This is a genomic window from Halobacteriovorax sp. GB3 (assembly GCF_028649655.1).
GTDB lineage: Bacteria > Bdellovibrionota > Bacteriovoracia > Bacteriovoracales > Bacteriovoracaceae > BSW11-IV.
On the sequence record NZ_JAQSLN010000001.1, the window covers coordinates 704,109 to 726,332 of the forward strand.

General features: G+C 36.8%; 17 protein-coding genes. 10 read left to right on the plus strand and 7 right to left on the minus strand.

Annotated elements, in window-relative coordinates; all coding sequences use genetic code 11:
• Positions 1-95 precede the first annotated feature (95 nt).
• Complete coding sequence (locus HBN50_RS03515; protein WP_273867975.1) at positions 96-1,448, minus strand: TolC family protein; 1,353 nt, start codon at positions 1,446-1,448, stop codon at positions 96-98.
• Positions 1,433-4,555 carry an efflux RND transporter permease subunit gene (locus tag HBN50_RS03520; protein WP_273867977.1) on the minus strand — a complete coding sequence of 1,041 codons (3,123 nt, stop codon included), beginning with the start codon at positions 4,553-4,555 and terminating at the stop codon, positions 1,433-1,435. The genes HBN50_RS03515 and HBN50_RS03520 overlap by 16 nt, the downstream gene beginning before the upstream one ends.
• 215 nt (positions 4,556-4,770) lie before the next feature.
• Here HBN50_RS03520 and HBN50_RS03525 point away from each other — a divergent pair, with 215 nt between their 5' ends.
• The 4 genes from HBN50_RS03525 (at position 4,771) to HBN50_RS03540 (ending at position 10,120) form a co-directional block, all read left to right on the plus strand.
• Entirely contained in the window at positions 4,771-5,979 is a 1,209-nt protein-coding gene (locus HBN50_RS03525; protein ID WP_273867979.1) for a hypothetical protein, read from the plus strand.
• Between the two features lie 99 nt (positions 5,980-6,078).
• Complete coding sequence (locus HBN50_RS03530) at positions 6,079-8,484, plus strand: ATP-binding protein (protein ID WP_273867981.1); 2,406 nt, start codon at positions 6,079-6,081, stop codon at positions 8,482-8,484.
• 68 nt (positions 8,485-8,552) lie between these two features.
• On the plus strand, positions 8,553-9,032 hold the full coding sequence (locus HBN50_RS03535) for a hypothetical protein (RefSeq protein WP_273867983.1): 480 nt from the start codon (positions 8,553-8,555) through the stop codon (positions 9,030-9,032).
• On the plus strand, positions 9,032-10,120 hold the full coding sequence (locus HBN50_RS03540; protein WP_273867984.1) for a putative zinc-binding metallopeptidase: 1,089 nt from the start codon (positions 9,032-9,034) through the stop codon (positions 10,118-10,120). The genes HBN50_RS03535 and HBN50_RS03540 overlap by 1 nt, the downstream gene beginning before the upstream one ends.
• 6 nt (positions 10,121-10,126) lie before the next feature.
• Here the strand turns inward: HBN50_RS03540 and HBN50_RS03545 are convergent, their stop codons facing one another.
• Positions 10,127-10,864, minus strand: a complete 738-nt coding sequence (locus HBN50_RS03545; protein ID WP_273867986.1) for a hypothetical protein — start codon at positions 10,862-10,864, stop codon at positions 10,127-10,129.
• 172 nt (positions 10,865-11,036) lie between these two features.
• On the opposite strand from HBN50_RS03545, the gene HBN50_RS03550 reads away from it, so the two are divergent.
• The 4 genes from HBN50_RS03550 to HBN50_RS03565 all read left to right on the plus strand — a co-directional run bounded on the left by HBN50_RS03550 (position 11,037) and on the right by HBN50_RS03565 (position 14,582).
• Positions 11,037-12,242 (plus strand): hypothetical protein, encoded by a 1,206-nt coding sequence (locus tag HBN50_RS03550; RefSeq protein ID WP_273867989.1) that lies wholly within the window; start codon positions 11,037-11,039, stop codon positions 12,240-12,242.
• Positions 12,243-12,263: 21 nt separating this feature from the next.
• The gene (locus tag HBN50_RS03555; protein ID WP_273867990.1) at positions 12,264-13,043 is read left to right on the plus strand and encodes a hypothetical protein; all 780 of its coding nucleotides are present in this window, start codon (positions 12,264-12,266) and stop codon (positions 13,041-13,043) included.
• A gap of 116 nt (positions 13,044-13,159) precedes the next feature.
• The gene (locus HBN50_RS03560; protein ID WP_273867992.1) at positions 13,160-13,594 is read left to right on the plus strand and encodes a hypothetical protein; all 435 of its coding nucleotides are present in this window, start codon (positions 13,160-13,162) and stop codon (positions 13,592-13,594) included.
• A gap of 121 nt (positions 13,595-13,715) precedes the next feature.
• The gene (locus tag HBN50_RS03565) at positions 13,716-14,582 is read left to right on the plus strand and encodes a M12 family metallopeptidase (protein ID WP_273868347.1); all 867 of its coding nucleotides are present in this window, start codon (positions 13,716-13,718) and stop codon (positions 14,580-14,582) included.
• Here HBN50_RS03565 and HBN50_RS03570 read toward each other — a convergent pair.
• The 4 genes from HBN50_RS03570 to HBN50_RS03585 form a co-directional block, all read right to left on the minus strand.
• Positions 14,579-16,519, minus strand: coding sequence for a methyl-accepting chemotaxis protein (locus HBN50_RS03570; RefSeq protein ID WP_273867995.1), 1,941 nt, complete (start codon positions 16,517-16,519; stop codon positions 14,579-14,581). The two genes, HBN50_RS03565 and HBN50_RS03570, sit on opposite strands and share 4 nt — an antisense overlap.
• A 144-nt stretch (positions 16,520-16,663) precedes the next feature.
• The gene (locus HBN50_RS03575; RefSeq protein WP_273867996.1) at positions 16,664-18,859 is read right to left on the minus strand and encodes an OsmC domain/YcaO domain-containing protein; all 2,196 of its coding nucleotides are present in this window, start codon (positions 18,857-18,859) and stop codon (positions 16,664-16,666) included.
• 98 nt (positions 18,860-18,957) lie between these two features.
• Entirely contained in the window at positions 18,958-19,482 is a 525-nt protein-coding gene (locus HBN50_RS03580) for a TrmH family RNA methyltransferase (protein ID WP_273867999.1), read from the minus strand.
• Between the two features lie 38 nt (positions 19,483-19,520).
• Positions 19,521-20,387 (minus strand): ImmA/IrrE family metallo-endopeptidase, encoded by an 867-nt coding sequence (locus HBN50_RS03585; RefSeq protein ID WP_273868000.1) that lies wholly within the window; start codon positions 20,385-20,387, stop codon positions 19,521-19,523.
• A 268-nt stretch (positions 20,388-20,655) separates the two neighbouring features.
• Between HBN50_RS03585 and HBN50_RS03590 the strand changes: the two genes are divergently transcribed.
• Together HBN50_RS03590 and HBN50_RS03595 are read left to right on the plus strand one after the other, a co-directional pair.
• Complete coding sequence (locus tag HBN50_RS03590) at positions 20,656-21,423, plus strand: hypothetical protein (protein WP_273868002.1); 768 nt, start codon at positions 20,656-20,658, stop codon at positions 21,421-21,423.
• A 25-nt stretch (positions 21,424-21,448) separates the two neighbouring features.
• Complete coding sequence (locus HBN50_RS03595; RefSeq protein ID WP_273868005.1) at positions 21,449-22,213, plus strand: hypothetical protein; 765 nt, start codon at positions 21,449-21,451, stop codon at positions 22,211-22,213.
• The last annotated feature ends 11 nt before the right edge of the window (positions 22,214-22,224 follow it).

Below are 22,224 nucleotides of genomic sequence, written 5' to 3' on the forward strand. Positions count from 1 at the left end.
AGGGCCTCGCATTTGATGAATATGTGAAAATAGCCCTTATGCTAGGTGTTCGTCAATAATTCGTATCGAATTAAGTAAAAATAGGTCCCTTTTTACTAGTCTATAAGACGGTCTGTGGCCGAGAGAAATGTTACGACTAACTTATTGTAGGCCATTTGCTCACTTATATAGGCCTTTTTGTAAGTCGCTCTGTTATTTCTTGTTGTAATGAGCTCTTCTAGGGAGAGCCTTCCATTTTCATAACGTTTTGTATCTTCTTTAACGATACTCTCTGAGAGAATCGATTTTTCTTTTGCTATTTCTAACTTGCGTTTTTTATTGTTTAGTTCAATTTGTAATTGTGAAAGATTTGAAAGGAGTTCATTAATATAATTTTTCTTTTCTATTCTTGCTTTAATGTACTCGTAATTTGCCTTTTGATTGAGCGCTTTTTGGTTTGAGTCACCAAAAGGAATATCAACTCTTAGGCCAATGAGCATTTCTTCATTCTTAACTGTTGTTGAAAATCTCTTTGAGTCATCTAAACTCGCTCCGGCCACGATGCTTGCACTAAGACCACCATTGTTTTTTTCAATGTCTAAGCTTTCTTTGGCATTCTTTGTCGTCATATCCTTGATTTGATATGAGCGATATTCTTTTAATTCTTCTTCTCTAAGAGGGGCCTCTGTTAGACGCTTTGAAAAATCAAACTTAAATTCTGGTATGTCTTTTAATAGTGATTTACCAATATAAGTTGAAAGTGATTGAACTGTTTTTGTGTAGGCGGTTTGGCCTTCTAAGTACTCATCCTCTCTTACAAGCATTTGTAATTTAGCTCTCTTTACATCTGTTGTGCTTGCTATACTCTTTTTTCTCTTATTTAGAACTTCTTGATAGAGTTTTTTTGCTTCTTCAAAAATCTCTTTTGATGATTTTAGCTCAGTGTATAGTTGTCCTAATTCAAAATAAGCACTAAGTCTCTGTTCTATATAGTCTTCATAGCTCTCTTTGATTTGTAGATCGAGTATCTGAACTTCATTTTGAAGGACTTTCTTTTTTGCTCTTGTGTTACTTCCAAAACCGTCATTAATAATTTTTTGTTCAATCTCTACAGAAGAAACCGTTTCTTCTCGATCAGAAAGTTTATTCTGTGATCTTGAAACAGTGATCTCTGTTCCTGATTCAATTAAGGTTCTAGATAGCTCAACAGTTGTTTGATTTGTATTTTCACTGTCATCAAGAGCAAAACCATATTCAGTACTCGCACTTAGAAGAAATTCACGAGAGGGAAGACCCTGATCTACGAGATACTCCTTTTTTAGACGCTCATTAATGATCAATTCAAACTGAGGATCGTTCTTTTTTAGAAGTTCGATATATTCATTTACACCAAGTGTTGGTTTTTGTGCAAAACTTGAAGTGCTAATAACGAGTGTCGTTACTATTGTTCCAATTAGATTCTTTTCCATAACATCCTCAATTGTATGAAATATGAGTACAAGCACGGTACTAATAATAGTGTAATAAACATGGCAAAGAGAAGTCCCCATGCCATAGCAAGCATCATTTCAGCAAGCATCGAATCATAACCTCCAAGGCCATAGGCCGTAGGAAAAAGTCCCGTTACTGTTGTCAGTGTTGTTACAACGACTGCTCTAAGCCTTGTCGATGAGATCCTCGCAATTTGCTCAAAGAGATTTTTCTTGGAGTCGGTTGGTTCGAATTTTTCTTCTAATTTATCGATAAGAACAATGGAGTCGTTAATAACAATACCAATCATTCCCAAGGTCCCAACAACGGCAAAGAAACCAAATTGCATCATCCCATGAGCATAGAAACTGAAGATAACTCCTACCACTCCAAAAGGAATTATCGTTCCAATAAGAAGAGGAGTTAGCATAGAATTGAATAAGAAAATCAAAAGCACATAGATAAGTCCAAGGACGAGAAGAACTGATATTCCAAAGTCAGATTGCGCTTCCCTTGAATCCTCGATTTCTCCTCTAAACTTTAGAATTGTTGAAGGAGAGTGCTCTAATACAGATGGAAAGACTTCCTCTTCTAAAAGATCCGCGATTTCTAAAGGAGTAATTTTTTTTCCCTCAGCGATATCGGCATAGATGAAGTTTGCTCTTTTAAAATTCGTTCTTTGGATATTTGAAGGCTTTTTTCCTTTCACGGCATCAACAAGTTCTCTCAGTGGTACAAGATAATTACCTGAGTTTGAAATCTTCAGATCGAGAATAGTTTCAATGTCGCGCTTGTTTTCTTCTTGAGTTGTCAGTTTGACATCGATTTCTTCGTCACCTTTTCTAAGTGTATAAAGTGTTGATCCTTGAATATAGGCCCTAAGAGAACTTGAGAGCTGCTCGAAATCAACATTGAGCTGAGTGATAGCATCTTTTTTTGGAATCATGAGATACTCATCTTTTAGAAGAGGTCTTTCTATTTCAACGTTACTGAGATAGTCGATTTTTACTAATTTTTCTCTTAATTCGTTGAGTACTTGATTTCTAAGAACATCATCGTTCTCTTGAACTTGAATAGCAATTGGACTACCACTCCCTGAACCAAATCGACTCTTCAGTGCTCTGATCTCTTTATAACCCTTAAATTGATCTGTTTTACTTTTTAGTTCTTTTAAATATTTATTGAGCGAGATCTCTCGCTCAGATGGAGGGACAACCTCTACACGAAGAGTCGCTTCATTTTCTTTAACTTCTCCTCCACGTCGACTCTGTCCAATTGTCGTTCGAATCGAAGTGACGATTTTATAGGGATCATCGAGAATGAGCTTTTCTATTTCAGAAACTTTCTTTGCCATCTCAAGTCTCTTTAGGTTTTCTGTGGCAACAACTTTTAAAGTGAAATCACGTGATTCCTCTCTTGGAAACATAACGTAGCGTAGTTTTTCTTTGTATAAATAGCCAGAGAGCACTAGCATAAGAGCGAATGCACCGAAGATAATTGTTCTCCATGGCAGGAGCTTTATTAGAATTCTTTCAAATTTAATTTCCAAAACATGGATGTATTTTTCTCTGAAGATTGATACGTAGTTCTTTTTAAAGAATTTTTTATAGAGATCTTCTCCTGGAAGTTTATGAATCATGTGTGAAGGTAGAATGAAAGAAGATTCAATTAAACTTGCAAAGAGCATAAGAAAGATAACGGCCGGAATATATTTAACAAAGAGACTAAAGCGTCCTTCGAAAAAATAAAGAGGAACAAAGGCTGCACAAGTTGTTAAGACACTAGCAATAATTGGAAGAATAACTCTTGTTGTACCTTCAACCGCAGATTTTCCTGGGGAGTTTCCGTGGTGTTCTTCTCTTGATATATTTTCAGCAACAATAATGGCATCATCGACAACAATCCCAAGTACGATAATAATCGCTGCGAGGGTCATATTATTGATTGTATAGCCCATTAAGTAACAACTGATAAGCGTAAAGGCCAATGAGAAAGGTATCCCCATTCCTACCCATACACCGGCCCTGAAATCTAAAAAGATAAAGAGAATAATAACAATAAGAATGAAACCGATAATTCCGTTGGCCCCAATCAATTCGAGTCTATTTCTTACATCATAAGATTCGTCATCAATGAGAACTAAACCTACAGGGGATTTTGGATTTTGTTTTTTGTATGTCGCGAGAAATTTAACGATGGCCTTTTGTGCTGAAATGATATCTGAAGAATTACTCTTTTTTACATTGAGCTTAATTCCTTCTCGTCCTTGAATCTTTGTGATGGAATTTGACTTAGCAAAGGCCCTCTCAATAGTGGCGACATCTTTTAGATAAATTTTCTTAGCACTAAAGCTATTACTAATGATGACATTCTCTAAGTCTTCAACAGTATCCAGCTCGGCCTTCAATGTAATCTCTGTTTCAGACTTGTCTTCCATGCTTCCGATTGGGGAGCGAATATGCTGTTTTGAGATCTGTTGCTTCACTTCAGAGAGAGAGATTTCTAATTCTTTTAATTTGTTAGGAAGAATTTTAATGTGAATTTCTGGCTCTCTATAGCCACTTTCATCGACATTGCTGATTTCTGGTAAATTGATCAGTCTATTTTTTATGGCCAGCGCATGTTTTTGCAGTAGGGCCCTCGATTTTACTGTATGTATTTCTGTATCTTTTAAGTACAGACCTATATCGATGATGGCCTTTTCTGAAGTTTTAAATTGACGATAAACTGGTTGCTCTACATCGCTAGGAAGATCAACTTTTTCAACAGCATCTTTTACTTCTTGTACCTTTTCAGCGAGGTTTTCTACTGTAGGTTCAAAAGAAATTGAGAATGTTGCTGATCCATAAGATCCCGTTGCTGTGACTTCATCTAGTCCACTAAGTCCTTTAAGTTCCTCTTCTACTGGGCGAATAATGAAGTGTTCCACATCTTCAGCAGCAGCTCCTGGGTAAGAGATGGAAACTCTAATTGAGTTAAATGTGAACTCTGGCATTTCCTCTTTACCTATGCGAAACCAGAAAAAGACAGAACTGATAACCAGTCCAAACATGAGTATATTGGCATAGAGAGGTCTGTGAGCAAAAAATGAGATTAGTTTTTTCATTGTTCTTCCTTGCTTAATTCAAGCACTCTTGAATTATGGCACAGAGAATAGTTCTAAAGTTCTATAATTACATAAATTTTACAAAACGTTACAAATTGATACAAAAGAAAAGTGACTAGAGTTTAGACATCTTTAGTAGAAAATTCAAAAGGCCTTATTTAGAACAAGCTCTATTGAGATTTTTGATACCTTAAAGGTATCAAGTTAATTTAAACATGGGCACAATGATGAGACACACGACTTACTATGCAATTCTCTTTTCACTTTCTCTGAGTATTTCTCCTATGGCCATGGCCAGTGAGAGTTCGAATTGCACTTCACTATTAAGTAAGTTTCAGTCCTTTGCTAATTTATCTCTAACACATCTAAAAATTAAAAGAAGTTCGATTGCTCGATCAACGAACTTACCTGATCGCGATAGTCGATTTTTTAAGTTCTCTGGTGCAGTTGACCAATTCGGTTGGACAAAGAGAGATGATAAGATTCTCGACACATTTGAAAAGTATCACGCTCAAATGGATATTGATGATGCAATTGAGTTCAGTAAGCTATCTCCAAAATATGGTTATTACTTTCTAGAAAGTTATATTTTAGATAAGAAGCTAAAGGGTGATTTGACGTATTTACAAGCGAAGAAAGTTGCCAATGCCATTGATCGAACTATTCAATTACAAAATCAGTATACATTTCGCTACGCTTTAGAGCTCGAAGATTTTTTCACTGATTATATGCTTAATTTTATGGAATCTTACCAAGTTTCTATGGAGTTACATCACATACAGGACATGCTCTCTAGAACGAGTGATAAAATAGCATGGGCCCGTCTTATGTCTCTTGCAACTGATTATGAAACCGTTGCGATTGAGAATCTTTCACAAAAGAGCATTGATACCTACAAAGAGTTAAAACTTAGTAGTGCTGTTCTAAAGAAGATAGAAGAGATCGAGTTTATTCCTATTTATAAACTGACAAAAACTACGAATGTAAGAAACGATCCATATTTTGGAAAGATCGATGCAAATAAATTAATCTCTTGGACAACTCGTGATGAACTTATTTTGAAATCTCTCTACGATCTAGGGGCAGAGCTTAATGCAAAGGAAATTATCGCTCTTGCGGGAACATCAAGTTCATATGGGAAACGATTTATTGAGGCATATGTGGCCATGTATCGTGATGTACGAAACTTCAGCGAGAGAGAAATTGCCTATCTTGCTAATGCCCTTAATTTCTCAATTCGCCTCAATGGTCATCCGAATGTGAGCCCTCTCATTCGTAGTGATTTTAGCGGGGATAACTTCATTGATCGTTATATTAACGCTGAGGACGTTGAATTGACGAGAGAGGGTCTTTTAGAGCTCTCAAAGTCAGCTAAAAAACAAGGATATAAGCAGATCCTTGTGGAGATGGCCGAGTTATTTTAAACTTTTCTTTAGGTTGAAATTAGCAAATCTTGATAGAATATTTCTTGTTAATAATTTTTTAAGATCTGATTATTTTAGACTTAACGAAAGAATCAAGAAATGAAAGAAGCACCAATTCCTAAGGACGAAAAAGAGCGTATCTTAAAGCTTAAGTCCTACCATATTCTAGATACTGACCAAGAAGCAATTTTCGATGAAATTACTTGTAGTGTTGCGGCCATTTGTGAAGCAAAGATCGCTTTGGTAAGCCTCATTGATACAGATAGGCAATGGTTTAAGTCACGCCATGGATTAGAGGCCAGTGAAACCCCTCGAAATGTTTCTTACTGCGGTCATGCCATTATGTCTGATCAACTTTTTATTGTTCCTGATGCAACAAAAGATGATCGCTTTTGCGACAACCCACTTCTTACTGGAGAGCCTCATGTTCGCTTCTATGCAGGTGCTCCTCTTGTTACCCCGGATGGATTTAAAATTGGTACCCTTTGTGTCATCGACGATAAACCTAAAGAGTTAACTGATGCTCAAAAAATTGCGCTGACATCACTTTCTAAGCAAGTTGTTTGCTATTTAGAAATGCAAAAACTAGCTAAAACTCTTGAAAATCAAAATTATAAATTCAATAAGATTATTAATAATGTCATGGATGGTCTTGTCATCCAAAATGAATCTGGGAAGATGATTGACTTTAATGATAGGGCCCTTGAAATTCTTAATATTAGCGAAGACGAATTACTTGGTAGTGATAATCATGATCCCAAGTGGAAGACAATTAAAGAAAATGGTGAGCCTTTTCAACCAGACGATCATCCATCTAATCGTGTTTTAAAAGAGAAGAAGGCCATTTCTGAAACAGTCATGGGTCTAGAAGTTAATGGTTTAAACCGATGGATTAATATCAATTCCCTTCCTCTTGAAATTGAAGATCAATTTGTTGCCGTCACAACTTTTTCAGATATTACTGATCAGAAAAATTATGAAAAGAAACTTCAAGAAATTAATGAACGCTTAGACCTTGCGCTTGAAGGGGCTGGACTTGGTATTTGGGATTGGGATCTCGTCACAAATGATGTCTGTTTTGATAAGCGATGGGCCGAGATGTTAGGGCTTGATATCGAAACTCTTCCAATGGAGCTTTCTACTTGGCAAGATCGAGTCCACCCAGATGATTTAGAAAATTGTTACACTGATATTAAACGCTACATGGACGGTGAAACTGATCGTTACGAAAATATTCATCGCATGAAACATGTTGATGGTCATTGGGTTTATATCTTAGACCGAGGAAGAATCTCTGGCCGTGATAGTGAGGGAAAGCCGATTCGTTTTACTGGGACACATTTCGATATAACCGATCTTAAAATGGCACAAGAAAAAGCAAAGGCCGCAGAGGTTGCTAAGTCTAACTTTCTTGCCAATATGTCTCACGAAATTAGAACTCCAATGAATGGAATTATTGGAATGATCTCGCTTCTGAATGAAACCGATCTTACCGATGATCAACGTGATATGACGTCTACTGTTAAGTCTTCAGGCGAGACACTTTTAAAAATTATCAACGATATCTTAGATGTCTCTAAGATCGATGCTGGAAAACTTATCTTAGAAGAACATCCTTTTCATTTGCAAAATACACTTGATGAAGTGTCCCATTTGATGGGACAGATTTCGAAAGAAAAAGATATTTCGATTAACACTCATCTTGACAATTCTTTACCGTCTCTTTTTCTTGGAGACGTCATTCGTATTAAACAAGTCATTATGAATTTGCTAAGTAATGCAATTAAGTTCTCTCCAATAAAAGAAAATGTCTACGTCACGATCGATGGTAAAAAATCTAGTGATGATCAATTTCTATTAAAAATCGAAGTTTTAGATCGTGGAATTGGAATTAGTGAGCAAGATCAAAAAGAACTCTTCAAAGACTTTCATCAAGTCGATGCCAGTACGACACGTCAATTTGGTGGTACAGGACTTGGGCTCTCTATTAGCTTAAAGCTTGCTAAAATGATGGGAGGAGATATTTCTGTTAAAAGTGAAAAGGACAAGGGAGCGTGCTTTACTTTTACACTACCATTGAAAGTTCCAGATAAAAGCTCTTTAATTAAAGTCGATACAAAAGAGGAGTTGGAGAATTTTTCAAAGAAATATCCACAATCGATTCTCGTTGTTGAAGACAATCTCATAAACCAAAAACTTGCTAAGAGAATGTTTCATCGTCTGGGTTATGAAGTTGATATGGCCGAAAATGGGCTTGAATCTGTTGAGATGGTTCGAAACAAAGATTACACTCTCGTTTTTATGGATATGCAAATGCCTGTGATGGATGGAATTAGTGCGACAAAAGAAATTTTAAAATTTCGTCGTGATTTAACGATCGTGGCCATGACAGCAAATGTTCTAGAAGAAGATAAGAAGAGGTGTTTAGATGCTGGTATGACCGACTTTATTGGTAAGCCAATTTCTTTAGAAGACTTAGCAGGAATTATAAAGGCATTACTTTAGAATTCTTTATAGGCCCAAGATTTAATCAAGAAATATTTAAAATTGTCGATATTCTCTAGGGAGAATCTATGAAACAATTGCTGCTTGTTATGGTCTTTTTGTCGGGTATTAGTTGTGCCGCCGAAATGTCAGATACATTTTATCAAAATCTTTGGTCTAAACTTCCAGTAAAACTGAGTAAAACTCAAATCATTGAACTCGATCGAGCAAAAGTTCTCAAGCTTCTTGGTCCAGCTGAAAAAGAAAGAGGAAGTATTCACTTCTATCAACTCAGTTGGAAAAAATTTGATACAACAATTTCTTATAAAGATAATTCTCTTGAATACATTCTCTATCATCTTCCTAAAAACACTCTTTTTATGAAAGATATTCGTCAATGGGTGCTAGAGAGTGATTATGAAAAGGCTACTCCTGCTAGTAAGACATCTTCAAATCACGAAATACAACGTTACGTTCTTTCTTATCCAAAAAAAGGCGTAAAGCTTATTTTTACAAAAGGAAAGGTCGGAGTTGTCGAGTCTGTACTTTTTCATAAGGTGAAAAAGTGATGCGCTCTCTTTTAATCATTCTTTTCTTTGTATTGAGCGCTAAGGCCCATGAGACTAGTGGAGATTGTCATAATCTTATCGAAGTGAATTCTCCCATTTCCAAGCTTGCTGAAGTTGGTGAATTGTATTATCTCGTAGCAGGAGATCCTGTTGTTGAAGACTCAATTTGCATTTATCAAGAAGATGATTCATTTTATAATAATTACGTTCAAAATCTCTCAAAATCAAAAGATCGTGTTTCAAAAGAAATTAATGGAATCTCTTTTGTTGATGAAAATCCAAGACTACTCGATGCTTTTTCAAAGCTAACAACTAAAGTAGAGCTCTTTTCAAGTGAAGCTGAGACTTATTCAAGTAAATGTAAGAAAGTCCTTTGCGCTGCCAAAGAAATCTTTGGCGATCAGCTGGCACCTCGTTTAGTTTATATTCTTGATAAGTACGGTCTCAATGGCTCGCATCTTTCATTTAAAAATACATCCCCTTGGACTATTAAAGAGCTTGAACTTGTGATTAATGGACTAAGAGACCTTCCCGATGGAATGTTGCCGATAGAAAAAAACAGAAGTCTTGTTCGCCACTTGCGAGGAACGACTTATGCTATGTATGCCAGTAGAGGGAATTGTGTTGCAGCCAATGCGGAACTTCGCTTTTTTGACTGCTGGGAGAAAATAGGAAAAGACTATAAAAAAGTCGTTACAATGTCTCATGAACTTGGCCATTATATTGGGGATGCTCTTGATGCCGATCGATCTAATGAGTGGAATGAAGTGAGTGGATGGAGTAGCGAGACAACATTTTCATTTGGTCTTGACTTATATAATACAACTTGGTCTCACGGAGAGAATTCTTGTTTTCTTTCTCGCTACGCTCAGAGTAATCCCTTAGAAGACTTTGCAGAAACTTTTGTTTCCTATCGCTATAAGGCCGATATTTTAAAAAAAGAATGCCCGAAAAAGTATACTTATATGAAAGAGCACATCTTTAATGGAATCGAATTTACAAAAGATAAGAATTTCTGTGATAACCGCAAAAACTATATAAAAAATGAAAAACAACGCCGTATGGATAAGCTATTCAAACTCTTTTAATGCCACTTAAAGTGGCATTGTCAGCCCGATCTCAAATTCAATACTAATTTTCAATTCAAATTTATCTTTTGGTGTTTTACCAATTTCAACTTCAGGTTGTAAAAGAATCTCTTTTGTATCTTGAATATGATCAATCAAATTAATCTGATGAACAGGAATATTGATACAATAGAGTCCGCACTCAGTTTGTTCTGCTTCTTTCTTAGAATATTTCTTTTCTAAGAGTTGCACTGAGTTTTGATCTTTATGATTTCTAAGATTAAGTTTAAGTTTCTTTATAAAGTCGAGCTTGGCATTTTTATCAAGAACTTCTAATTTGATATTCTTAATTGTAGCAACCTTTACGACTTCTGGATCAATGTCGCTCACATCCATGGGAATAGGGTCCATTTCAATATCAAAATTTCCACCAATTCTAACAATAATACCTGCAATTAAATTCCCAATTCCTTGAATGAGCTTTGGGCCACCGTTGACGGGTTTATTAACTTCAATCGTATCGAGGTGGTAAGTTCCTCTGATAAAGTAGACCTTGTCATTTTTATTTTGATCTATTTTTTCTTTGGTATCTAAGGTTGTAACATTAAGCCTTTTTTGATCAACTTCACCTTCATTCTTTAGAAGGGTTTCACTTTTTTGTGCTTGCTGTTCAGAGGCAGTTCTAGGGCCATTTTCGACGATAATTTTCTCTTTCGTACAAGAGATGAGATTTGCCAAAAGGACGAGAATTAATAGGTTTTTCATGCTAACTCCTTAGGATTAAATAATTAGCATTGATTGATTTTTTCGCTACTGGATAAGTAGAAATTACACTTGAGTTTGTCTTTAGATATCAGAAACTTAACACCCTTTGTAACTTATTCTTATTGACTCCTTTTTGACTGCTCATTTTTTTAAAGCACGCCAAAATCTCTCTATGAAATCTCTTTTTATAATTCTATTGATGGCCACCTTCAATGTGCTCGCACGCTATGATGAAACCCTTCCTAAGGGTGTGAGATTAGCCGTTGTAAGAGAGGTTCAAAGTAATGAGATCACTCATCTTCTCAACCAGCAAACTGCTCCTGAAAGTTATGGCACTTCTGTTAATATTGATGCCAAGGCCCTTTCAAAAATTGATCGCGCCGATGATGTTTTTCTCTCTGATTTAAAAAAGAATTCTCCGGAAGTTTATGAAAACTTAACGGCGGGGGCCTATGACTTCGATGTTAAAGCGAATGTTAAAGTTACGGGTATCGGGCTTGGTTATGGTCTTTCTTCCAATTTAACTCTCTATAGTATCATTCCTTTTTATCGCGCTTCTATCAATGTAAAAACTAAGAGAACCGCCGCTAATAATTATAAAGAAATGAATGAGATTCAAAATGAAAATGCCAAGGCCACTGGCCTTGTTCTCGATCTTGAAAGTCTTCCCGACCTTGATGAGGGGATCGTGCAATCCGCGATTGTTAATTACTATGGTTACAATCCTTTGGGTGAGTGGCAGGCCTCTGGAATTGGGGATATTGAGCTTGGATTTAAGTATCGATTTTCTTCTTGGAAGCGAGGAGGGGCCCTTGTTTCCAGTGGCCTTATCCTTCCAACAGGAAGAGAGGATGATCCTGATACCATTCAGGATATTGGATTTGGTCAAGGGTTCTTGGGAACTTTCATTGAGTCAGGAGTAGGCCATGAACTTAAAAGAGTAACACTTAATTTTAGAACACGTTTTGATTACTTTTTTAAAGAGACTAAAGAAAAAAGGGCCCAGCGTTCAAGTGGTGATTTAAAAAGAGCAAAGGATAGCTATGAAATACAACCAGGGGTAAAGCTAACAGTGAATCCCTATCTTGAGTATTCGCTAAACTCATGGCTGTCATTTTCAAGTGGATTGAGTTATGTGGCAAAATTTCAAGATGATTACCAGTCACAAAACTCTCTTAATGATCATATTTTAGAAAGTAACTCATCCTACTCTCATACTGTCTTTGATTTAGGGCTAGAACTCTCAAGTGTTAAGGCCTATATGGCAAAGAAATTTAGTGCTCCACTTTCTTTAACGGGACGTTTTGAAAAGGTTTTATCGGGAAAAAATACTCCAAATATTACATTGTATAGTCTCGAGGCGAGAATCTTTTTCTAAAATCAACTATAGTCACTGCATATGTTGAATATCTTTAAGCTGTTTTTATTGTTCCTTCTTTCACTCGCTATTAGTTGTCGAATAACTCTGGCAAGTGATTGTTATGAACTCATGCATGATCTCTTTCGTAAGAGCACGGTTGAGCTTCAAAGCTATCAGTTAAATTCTGATCTTTTTCGCGATATCTATCTTAAACTATTAAAAAACACTCCGACTGAAAGATTGAATGTCATGAATAATGATCTTATCGACAAGGTCTCTAAACTCAATGTGAATCGTGAGTTTTCACGCATTGAACTTTTTTCGTACTTTGAGAAATTTAAAGAATATCCAGTGGTAAAAGACACTCTTCTTCCTGTTAATGAGGGTTTCTATGATCGTCCTTGTTTTTTTGGATTTTGTTTTGGCAGAGCGATGGTTGCAGAGAGGGATCTCATTAAGAATCATCAATTTAAAAAAGATGATTTCTACAAGGCCTGGTTTGTAGGAGAGTTTAATAATGGTAATTGGAATCACCATGTTGTTACGATTGTTAAAAGTGAAGGTGAGTGGTTTGTGCTCGAGCCTTTTTTAGAAGAAGTCATGACTTTAAAGGACTATAAAAAGAACTTTATCGATCCTATTCTAACAAGAGGGGTCTTTATTCCGACACCTTCTGATCGTCTTCTTTATTTAAAAGATCCAAAGTCTGATTTATATCCATCTTCCACTGACGTGCAATGGCTCGAAAAAGTCGAAGATCAGCCAGAGATGGGGATCATGTGGACTTCTTTTTTTAGAGATGCCACTAAAGATCTTTAAGGAAGTAAACATTTTTCATTGTGGAAATGAGTATTTTTTACCCTAGTATAAAGACCACAATCAGAATTCTTGATAAATTCACAAAAACCGAACATTTCATACTTTTAGGAGTTACTATGAAGAAAATGTTTATCGCCATGGCCATTCTTTCATCATTTCAGGCCCTATCTTTAGATGCATCATCACTTATTGGAACTGGTTCTAAATCTGTTCAAACACTTGATGGTGAAGTTGTAGCAACAGGAACTCAATGTGAAGTTCTTTTAGAAGATGACAATCTTGTAATGAAGCACGATGCAAAAATCGACGGTTGGAATGTTGGTGATGTTGAGCAATACTTTGATCTATCAAGAGCAACTGATGAAGGTGATAGTCTTGAAATCGAAGTTGGAAGAGTTTCGCATGGTTATTGTGGAGATAGTCGTTCAGCAAAGCAACTTGTTCGTTATATGAAAAAAGAAGGCAGTAAAGTGATTTTCGGCGAGGAATATCGTTGCTCTCTTTTTGATCTAACTAAAACAGTTAATGAGCATATTTGTTACCTAGACTAGGATCAAGATTATTTTTTATATAAGAATAATTCCTATTATATTCTCGATCATTCTTTGTTCTTCCTGTAGCGATCAGGAAGAACAAAAGAATGAGTTCAAACTGATCGAATCCAATCAAATCATTCAAAAAGAAAGTAAATGGAAATCTTCTGATGAGATTTCTGTTCTCTTTTTAGATGATGATCAAGAGAAGATCGAATTATTTGAAATGGCCATTTCTCAGTGGCAAAAGTATATCAATTTAAAAATAACTCTCTATTATTCAAAGCGTGAGCTTTCGAGCCGAAAGAACGTTATTCGCGTGAGCTTTAATGAAAAAGAGGGGCGAAATTATTCTGCCATTGGAACTGGTTTTAATGACGGATTTTTCGTGAAAAAACGTTTGAATATAGCTGAAGTTAAAGAAAATAAAATCAAATTTTATCAAACTTCTTTACATGAATTTGGGCACGCCCTTGGATTGCTGCATGAGCATCAACACCCTAACGCCTATGACGGTGTTAGTGATGATCAATTAAAAAAGATTTGTTCTATGATGTACTTTATTGATGTCAATGATGAACATGAATTAGGGCGATGTCTTTATAATATTGCACCACTTGAGCATAACAAAAAGAAATATTCAATTTCTGAATATGATGTTTATTCCGTTATGCACTATGAAAATGCTGCGAGAAAATCTGAATTTCCTGAACCAAAGCACGCTATGGGACTTTCTCTTGAGGATAAAACTTTCATTGCTAATGAATACCCTAAAGAGCAACCTCTTGATAACGAAGAAATTGAATTAATGCACAATCAAGATAGGGAAGAGGATCTTCGTTGGATTCTCGAAACGTATCAAAGTGAGAATTGTAAGCTTGAAAGAGTTGATGATAAACTCTATCTTACAAAAGTCTCTTATGAAAAATCAAAGACAGTGAGAATTCCAAGTTTCTCACATCTCGACTCTTGGTTTGATGCCTGTAAAAGGGCGACCTCCAACTAGGAGGCCTTTCCCGATATAATTGAATCTAATTTCTTAACAATTCCACTTAAACCAATTGAGTCATCCTGTACTTTTTGTGCTGCTGTTGATGTTTCTTTTGCCATCATAGAATTCTTCTGAGCATCGGCATCGAGATTATTAATTGCCATGGCCACTTCCGATACTCCAGTTGTCTGTTGTTCAGAAGCATCGACAATCTGATCGACAAGCTTATCAACTTTTTCAGAACTCTCAACAATTGCATCGAGCTTCTTTGTAAACTCTTCTACATTTTCAATACCCGAGTCGACTTTATCAATAGACTCTTTAATAAGAGATTCGATTGCACTTTGATTAGTTGCTATGATTTCTTCTACTTTAGAAGAACTCTTTCCAAGCATTTCTGTAATTTCTAAAGATGCACCACCTGAGATCTCTGCAAGGTTTGCAACTTCTTCTGCTACAATAGCAAATCCCTTTCCATGCTCTCCCGCGCGAGCAGCTTCAACGGAGGCATTAAATGAGAGGAGCTTCGTTTGAAAAACAATATCGTTGATGATTGCTGTCTTTTCTTCAATCTGCTTGATGATTCCAATGATTTCTTGAATTTCTTGGTTTCCCTTGGCCGATTGAGAAGCAATCATTTCTGAAGAGTTCTTTATTTCATTCATTGATCTAACCAGGGTTACCGTACCCTGACGACCTTCATCAGCATAGCGTCTCGATTCACCTGCACTTACTTTTGAATCTTTAGCCGCCTGGTTATTTCGCGTTACCATGGCATTAATCTCATCCATAGCACTCGATGTTTGAACGAGGGAACTGGATTGATTATTAGACATCTCAGCAAGATTTTTACTAAGAGTTAAAAGGTTATCAGAATAACTAGAAAGAGATTTTGCAACTAATTCAACCTGTCTATTCTCATTTGTTAATGGTTTAGAAATCGTTAACGAAATAAAATAGATAACAATAGAAATAAGTATAATACTAACAAGTGAGAGAATGGCCTGCACTGTCGCGAGTGTTTTTGTCGGCGCAAGTATTTTATCAATGGGAACAACAACCTTTAATAGCCATTTATTTCCGGTTTTTCCAACATCGATTGGGATCATGACTTCATAGCGATCATTACTTTCATTCGTTACAATCTCGCCCTTTGTTAGTGCGCTCAGAGTTAGTGTCTCTTCTTTAGGTACGGGCTTATCAATCATCTTCTCATCAGGGTGGGAGATATATTTCTTATCTGCCGAAATCAATTGAGCATAACCTGTTCCGTAGGGTTTAATTTTCGAGACAAGACTTGAAATATCACCAAGAAGAATATCAACTTGAGCAATCCCATAGAATTTTCCATCAATAACAACTGGCGTTGTCGGACTTGTAATCTGAATTTTAGTTCCATCATCAAGTTCATAAACATAAGGCTCAATACTTGATTCTTTCTTTGTCTTTTTTGGAATGAGATACCAATCACCTTGACCAGGAGTTTCCATCGACTCTGAACTACTTGACTCAACAACCGTCTTATCACCATCTCGTCTAACCCATGGGCCATAACGTCCTTCTTCTCCAAATTCCGTTGTACCTTTGAAATTATCATCTTTGCCATCAAGGGCATTTGGTTCGAAATAGACACCTGTACCATAGAGAAATTTTGTATTTTCAAGCATGAGTTTTTGCGCTTCAAGAACACCAAGACGATTCACTTCACCTTTGGATCTCATTCCCTTAAGCGCGTATGCCATGGTTCTTGTCATGGTGAAAGCTTCATCGATTGTGGATTTAATATCTTTTGAAAACTTTAATGACATCTCTTTCGCTCTTTCAAAGGCCTCGGCCTTGATGAGTTCACTTGATTTGTTATAGCTATAAAAAGAGATTGCTACAAAAGAGATAGCAACGACAAAGATAACCGACAAAGATAGTCGCTTTTGAAGACTCATGGACTTTAACATAGTATCAACCTTTCAATTTGTTTTCTTTATTATCGTAGGTTAAGGGCTAAAGATTGGCCTAAATTTAGTTAAATTTTAGGGAGGGGAGAGCTCTTGTAAAGAAGTTCGTAATTATAGATTGTTATAGAGAGCTAGGACATGTGCCTAGCTCTCATTCGCTTGATAGAACTCAGCTCTTTTCTTATGTAGCTTGTGATAACTTTCAATGAGCTTCAAATGTTTGTCATTATTTTTGAAGTTCATATCAGTTTCACTAAGACCGTAGAAGTTATTTTCACCATTAATAAGCTTCACGATTTCATTAACAAGATCTTCTCCATACATACGCACGAGATTCTCTTGGTAATGTTCAAACTCTAGATCGTCATTAATAACAATATCGAGAACTATATTTAAGGCCTGAAAGAATTTTCTTCTAGCAGGAGTGTTATCGTTAAATGATCCAAGAAGTTCGATGAACTCCTTTGCTTGCTCGTAGTCTCCAAGAGCAATGTGAATAAGTGCTTTTAGTTCGGCAAGAACAAGTTGTGCCCATGCTGAACTTTCATCGAAACTAACGCCAATAAGCTCAGTTACTGGCATATAATTATCAAGCTCACTCTCTTCAAGCTTTTCTACAAGACTAGAAAGTTCCTCTTCGTTCAAGCTGTGAAGATTTAGAATTTCTTTTCGATAGAGAAGGGCTTGATTGTTATTATCCCAAATCAGATCTTCTGGTAGATAGATTTCAGAATAATCAGGAACGAGAATACGACATGCACTTGCTCCTAGATCCTCATAATCGGCAATATAAGCTTCCTTACCAAGCTCATCAAGAATGCTCATAAGGTAGTTGAATTCTTCTTGTGTTGTTCCTTTGAAGTCCCATTCAACGAAATCATAATCGGCATCGCTGCTAAAGAACTTCCATGAGACAACACCAGTTGAATCAATAAAGTGATCGACGATATTATTGTGTTCTGTAACGGCAAATTCATTAAACGTTGCCGCTGGAACATCATTCATTCCCTCAAAGCTTCTTCCTTGTAAAAGCTCTGTCAAACTTCTTTCTAGCGCTACTTCAAATTGTGGGTGAGCTCCAAATGAGGCGAAGACTCCACCTGTTTTTGGATTCATCAATGTCACACACATCACTGGAAATCTTCCTCCAAGAGAAGCGTCTTTAACAAGAATAGGGAATCCCTCTTCTTCAAGCTTTTTGATTCCCTCTACAATAGTGGGATACTTTTCTAGAACTTCATTTGGAACTGTCGGCAGTGCCATTTGCTCTGTAATAATTTGATTTTTGACAGCTCTTTCAAATACTTCAGAAAGACACTGAACGCGTGCTTCAAACTTCGTATTTCCTGCACTCATCCCATTACTAACGAAGAGGTTTCCGATGAGATTTGCCGGAATATAGATTTTTTCTTGATCACTGTATCTTGTAAAAGGCAGAGCGCAAATTCCTCTTTCTTCATTTCCTGAGTTTGTATCGATGAGATGATTCGCCTGTAGCTCACCATCATTTCCATAAACTTCAAGAAGATGTTGATCCATCAAGCCTTCGGGAATAGAGTTGTCATTTGGAATCGTAAACCACTGCTCATCTGGGTAGTGCACAAACTCAGCGTTTGAAAGCTCTTCACCAAGGTAGTAATCGTTATAGAAATAATTATTACTAATTCGCTCTAAGTATTCACCAAGGGCCGAACAAAGGGCAGAATCTTTTGTCGCTCCCTTACCATTTGTATAGCACATCGGTGAGTCGGCATCTCTAACATGAACTGACCACACGTGAGGTACTGGATTTCTCCAAGATGCGATCTCAATATTAATACCCAGATCACTAAGAAGCTTTGTCATGACTTCAATCGTCTCTTCGAGCGAGCGGTCTTTTCCTGCAATGAGAGTTTTAACTCCTGGAGCGGATTCACTTTCATAGAGAGGAGTACTTGATGCTCCTGTTAGGTCACGTTGTTCAATGATAAACTTTGGCTCATTTTGAATGACACGCTTAACGGTGCAACGATCCATGGCGCGAAGAATTCCTTCACGGTCTTTTTCGCTTATGGACTCAGGTAGTTCAATTTGAATTTGAAGGTCTTGGTGGTATCGATTCTCTGGATCGACGAGGTTATTTTGTGTGACCTTGATATCTTCTGTAGGGATGTTTCTGGCCTTGCAGTAGACTTTGACAAAGTAGGCCGCGCATAGGGCGGATGAAGCTAGAAAGTAGTCGAAGGGACTGGGTGCCGTGCCATCGCCTTTGTAGCGAACGGGTTGATCGGTGAGTATTTTGAAGTCATCGAAGCTGGCCTCAAGTTTTAAGTTATCTAAGAATCGTACGTTTACTTGCATGGGTTTTTGTAACCCGAATCAAGAATTTTTGCTAACAAAAAACGGTCCTGGATACTTTTCTATATGCGGTGCCGCTAGAAAAGTATCCAGGACCAAAATTAGGAGTGAGTTCTTGTATATTCGTACATCGAAATGGACGCAGCAATCGAGACATTTAGGCTCTCTGTAAGGCCATATTGTTTGATTTTAATGCGTTTGATATCACTATAGGCTTCTTTGTCATACATTGGTCCAAATTCCTCATGGCCAAAGATAAAAGCGCTCTTTTCCGGCAATGTAAAAGATCCAAGATAATCCTCTGATTTAGAATCAAAAGTAAGCGGTGTAAATCCTAGCGACTTAACTCTCTCGTAAGACTCACTAAAATCGTTGTACCAATAAATTTTAACTCGCTTGAGGGCGCCCTTAGCTGGCGTTGGATCGAAGAATTTTGTACCAATAATATGAAGTTCTTTTATTGAATAGATTTCGGCAGTTCTAAGGATTTTTCCTATATTAAAATTGCCTTTGAGGTGATCGAGTACGATGATCAGATCGTGCAGACCTTCTCTAGACTTTTCTTTGTTGATTTCTAGTTCTTTTTCGAATTTTCTTTGAATGAAGGCCCTTGTTTTTTTACTCATATTTCCTCAAAAAAAAGGGCCCGTTAGGGCCCTCATTATTAACGTGATGGCTTGTACCAACATAGAGGTCTAACCCCAATGTCGTATCTTTCTGAACGGTTACAAACACCGACTTTCGCGTCTCTGTCTGAAACTTCTTCATTAAAGTCTTTATCACATAATGCACCATTAAAGTAAGTGTCAAGACGACATTGTCCTTTAGGGTGATTGTGATCAGTCTTAGAAACAACAGTCTTATCTGGAGTTGTAAAAGAAACTTCTCTTCCACCGTTAAGAAGCTTTGCTAGTCCTTTTGATGCTTGAGAAATTCTCTTACACATATCTAAGTCAGCTTTGTTAGACCAAACGGCGTTACACTTCTTTTCAACTTCTGGATCAATGTCCATTGATTCTACGATTTCATCATTGTTGTCTGATTCATAGATTCTTCTGAAACACTTCGCTGCGGCCCAATAGTCTGATTGACCTTCGTTTGAGGCCCAAGTTTTAAAAAGAAACATTTTCTTTTTAGGTGCACCAGCAAGGTGGTGACCAAGTTCGTGACAAAGAACAAGTGCAAATCCATCTGGAGTAACATCTTGGTGTCTAGCTAGACCACCAAACATGAATACAGACCATGTCTTTCCATCTTGTCTTGCATAAGCGTTAACTGTTCCATCAGTCCACTTTCTTTCTACTTTTAGTTTTGCACCTTTTTCGGCAATGATTGGCGTGTAGAATTCGATGGCGCGATCAATGATCTGGTTAAAGCGCGCTTGATCCATACCGTTTGAAGACTTTTCCGATGCACTAATGTACATGTCGTTGTCTGGCATGAAACCTGTTTTTCCTTCGATATCACAAGCTAAACTTGAAATCGAAAGAAGTGATAAAGCAATCCCAACTGCTTTTGTAAAATTAAGCATATCTTCCTCCCTGAAGCTTTAAAAAAAATGACCAGAAAATTAAATCAACTTTATTCGTATATGACAAATATTTGGCGTGAAAAAAAATAGCGATATTTCACAAAAGCGAGGCTTCTTTGTATTTCTAATGAAAACAATGATTTATGGTTATTTGTTAATTTCAATATAGCAAAAGAGTGAATTTGTTAATTACTTTTATGTGGCGCTGTGCGTTTTTTCTCTATAAATACTGTTCAACAAAACAAAGAACGTTTTACTGGAGAGAGTTATGAAACATTTTTTTAGAGCATTACCAATGATTGCCCTTTTATCAATGAGTCCAAACTGCTTTGCCAAGACGATTGATCTTAGCAATGGATATCAAGGACAGTCGAAAAGACATTTCATTAAAACAATTAAAAATGGTCAGAGTATTCGTTTCGAATTTTCTGGTGGAAGAAAGCAATATGTAGAATCAATTCTCATTGCTGCCATTGGAAAACAGAGGGCCTACTCATTTGGAAAAGTTTTTGCTGATGGCGTAGAGGTTGCCACTTTAGGTGTTCCTGGTCGCGATCCTCTTTATCCAATCGTTATTCGCGAGCGCGTTTCAACGATTGAAGTATTTGCTACTGAGGGATCAAAGTTTAAAGTGACTGATTTTCAAATTTTTACAGCTAAGAAAGTTTACGAAAGTTATAGCAAGAGAAGAGTTTATGGATTTGGCCATTACTCTATTGAAGACTGGGGAAGTGAGGTCGTAGAAATTTTTCACCAACTTGATGAAATCTACGCGCTTAGGAGTGCTCCAGAGGTCGGAACTTATCTCGATTTAAAAAAGACAGCAATGAAAGTCTCTGCCAGCGAAAGAGTTCGCGATTCAAGATCACTTAAAACATATAAGAAAGTCATGGCCTTATTGGATGTCCTTGAAGCGGTAGAAGATCTACTTCTTGGAAATGAAAATATGGTCCTTGATTACAAGGGCTCTGTTCTTATTAGAGATCTTTTAACGATTAAAGAGGATATTTTAGAGCGCTACGATCTTGATGCTTAATTTAAAAAATAAAGGAGAATATGAAATGAAAAATATAATGAAAATGATGTGTCTTTTAGTTTTATTACCACTTAGTGCCAAGGCGGCCGTTCACGATCTAAAGGCCCAAGGCTATACGGGACGTTACTGTGTTGGATCGACTCTTTCATACAATGTGGATGGAGAGTATGTAGAGAATATTCTTATCAGTGCTGAAGGGATAAGAAATGATGGTTTTATCAAAGTCTATGCCGATGGTGAGCTTGTTCAAAATATTGGTGTGCCTGGTTATGATCCGGACTATAGTTTTCGCGTTAGAAGGTCAGTTGAAAATATTACGCTGAAATTTGAAAGAACGTGCTCACGTATTTTGGATATGAAGATTTTTACTAAGAATGAAAATAGAAGAAGAGCAAATCACACTTCTTTTGATTCAGGTGATCTCAATCTTGGAATGAGCCTACTACAAATTGTTGAAGAGCTTTCACAGAGTCTTATTTTTCGTTCTGATTATTCAAGTAATGTTTGGAAGAATTTTCTTCTTCCTCTAAAGAAGTTAGGTCTTGCCCATGGAACTCGTGATGCTGTTCGCGATGAGAGATCTCTTGAGACGGCCTATTACGCTCTTCGAATTGCTTTAAAAATTATGAACTCAGAGAAATTCCTCTACACACTTATGGCCGATAGAGAATTAGAGCCACTTGTGTATGAACTCTTTGAAATGAAGCAGACGATTCTAGAGCTTTACGATGTCAAAGAAAAGAACATTTACCGTGAAATCAGTGAGTTAGAGGGTGTCATTCAATTGTAAAACTTACTAGG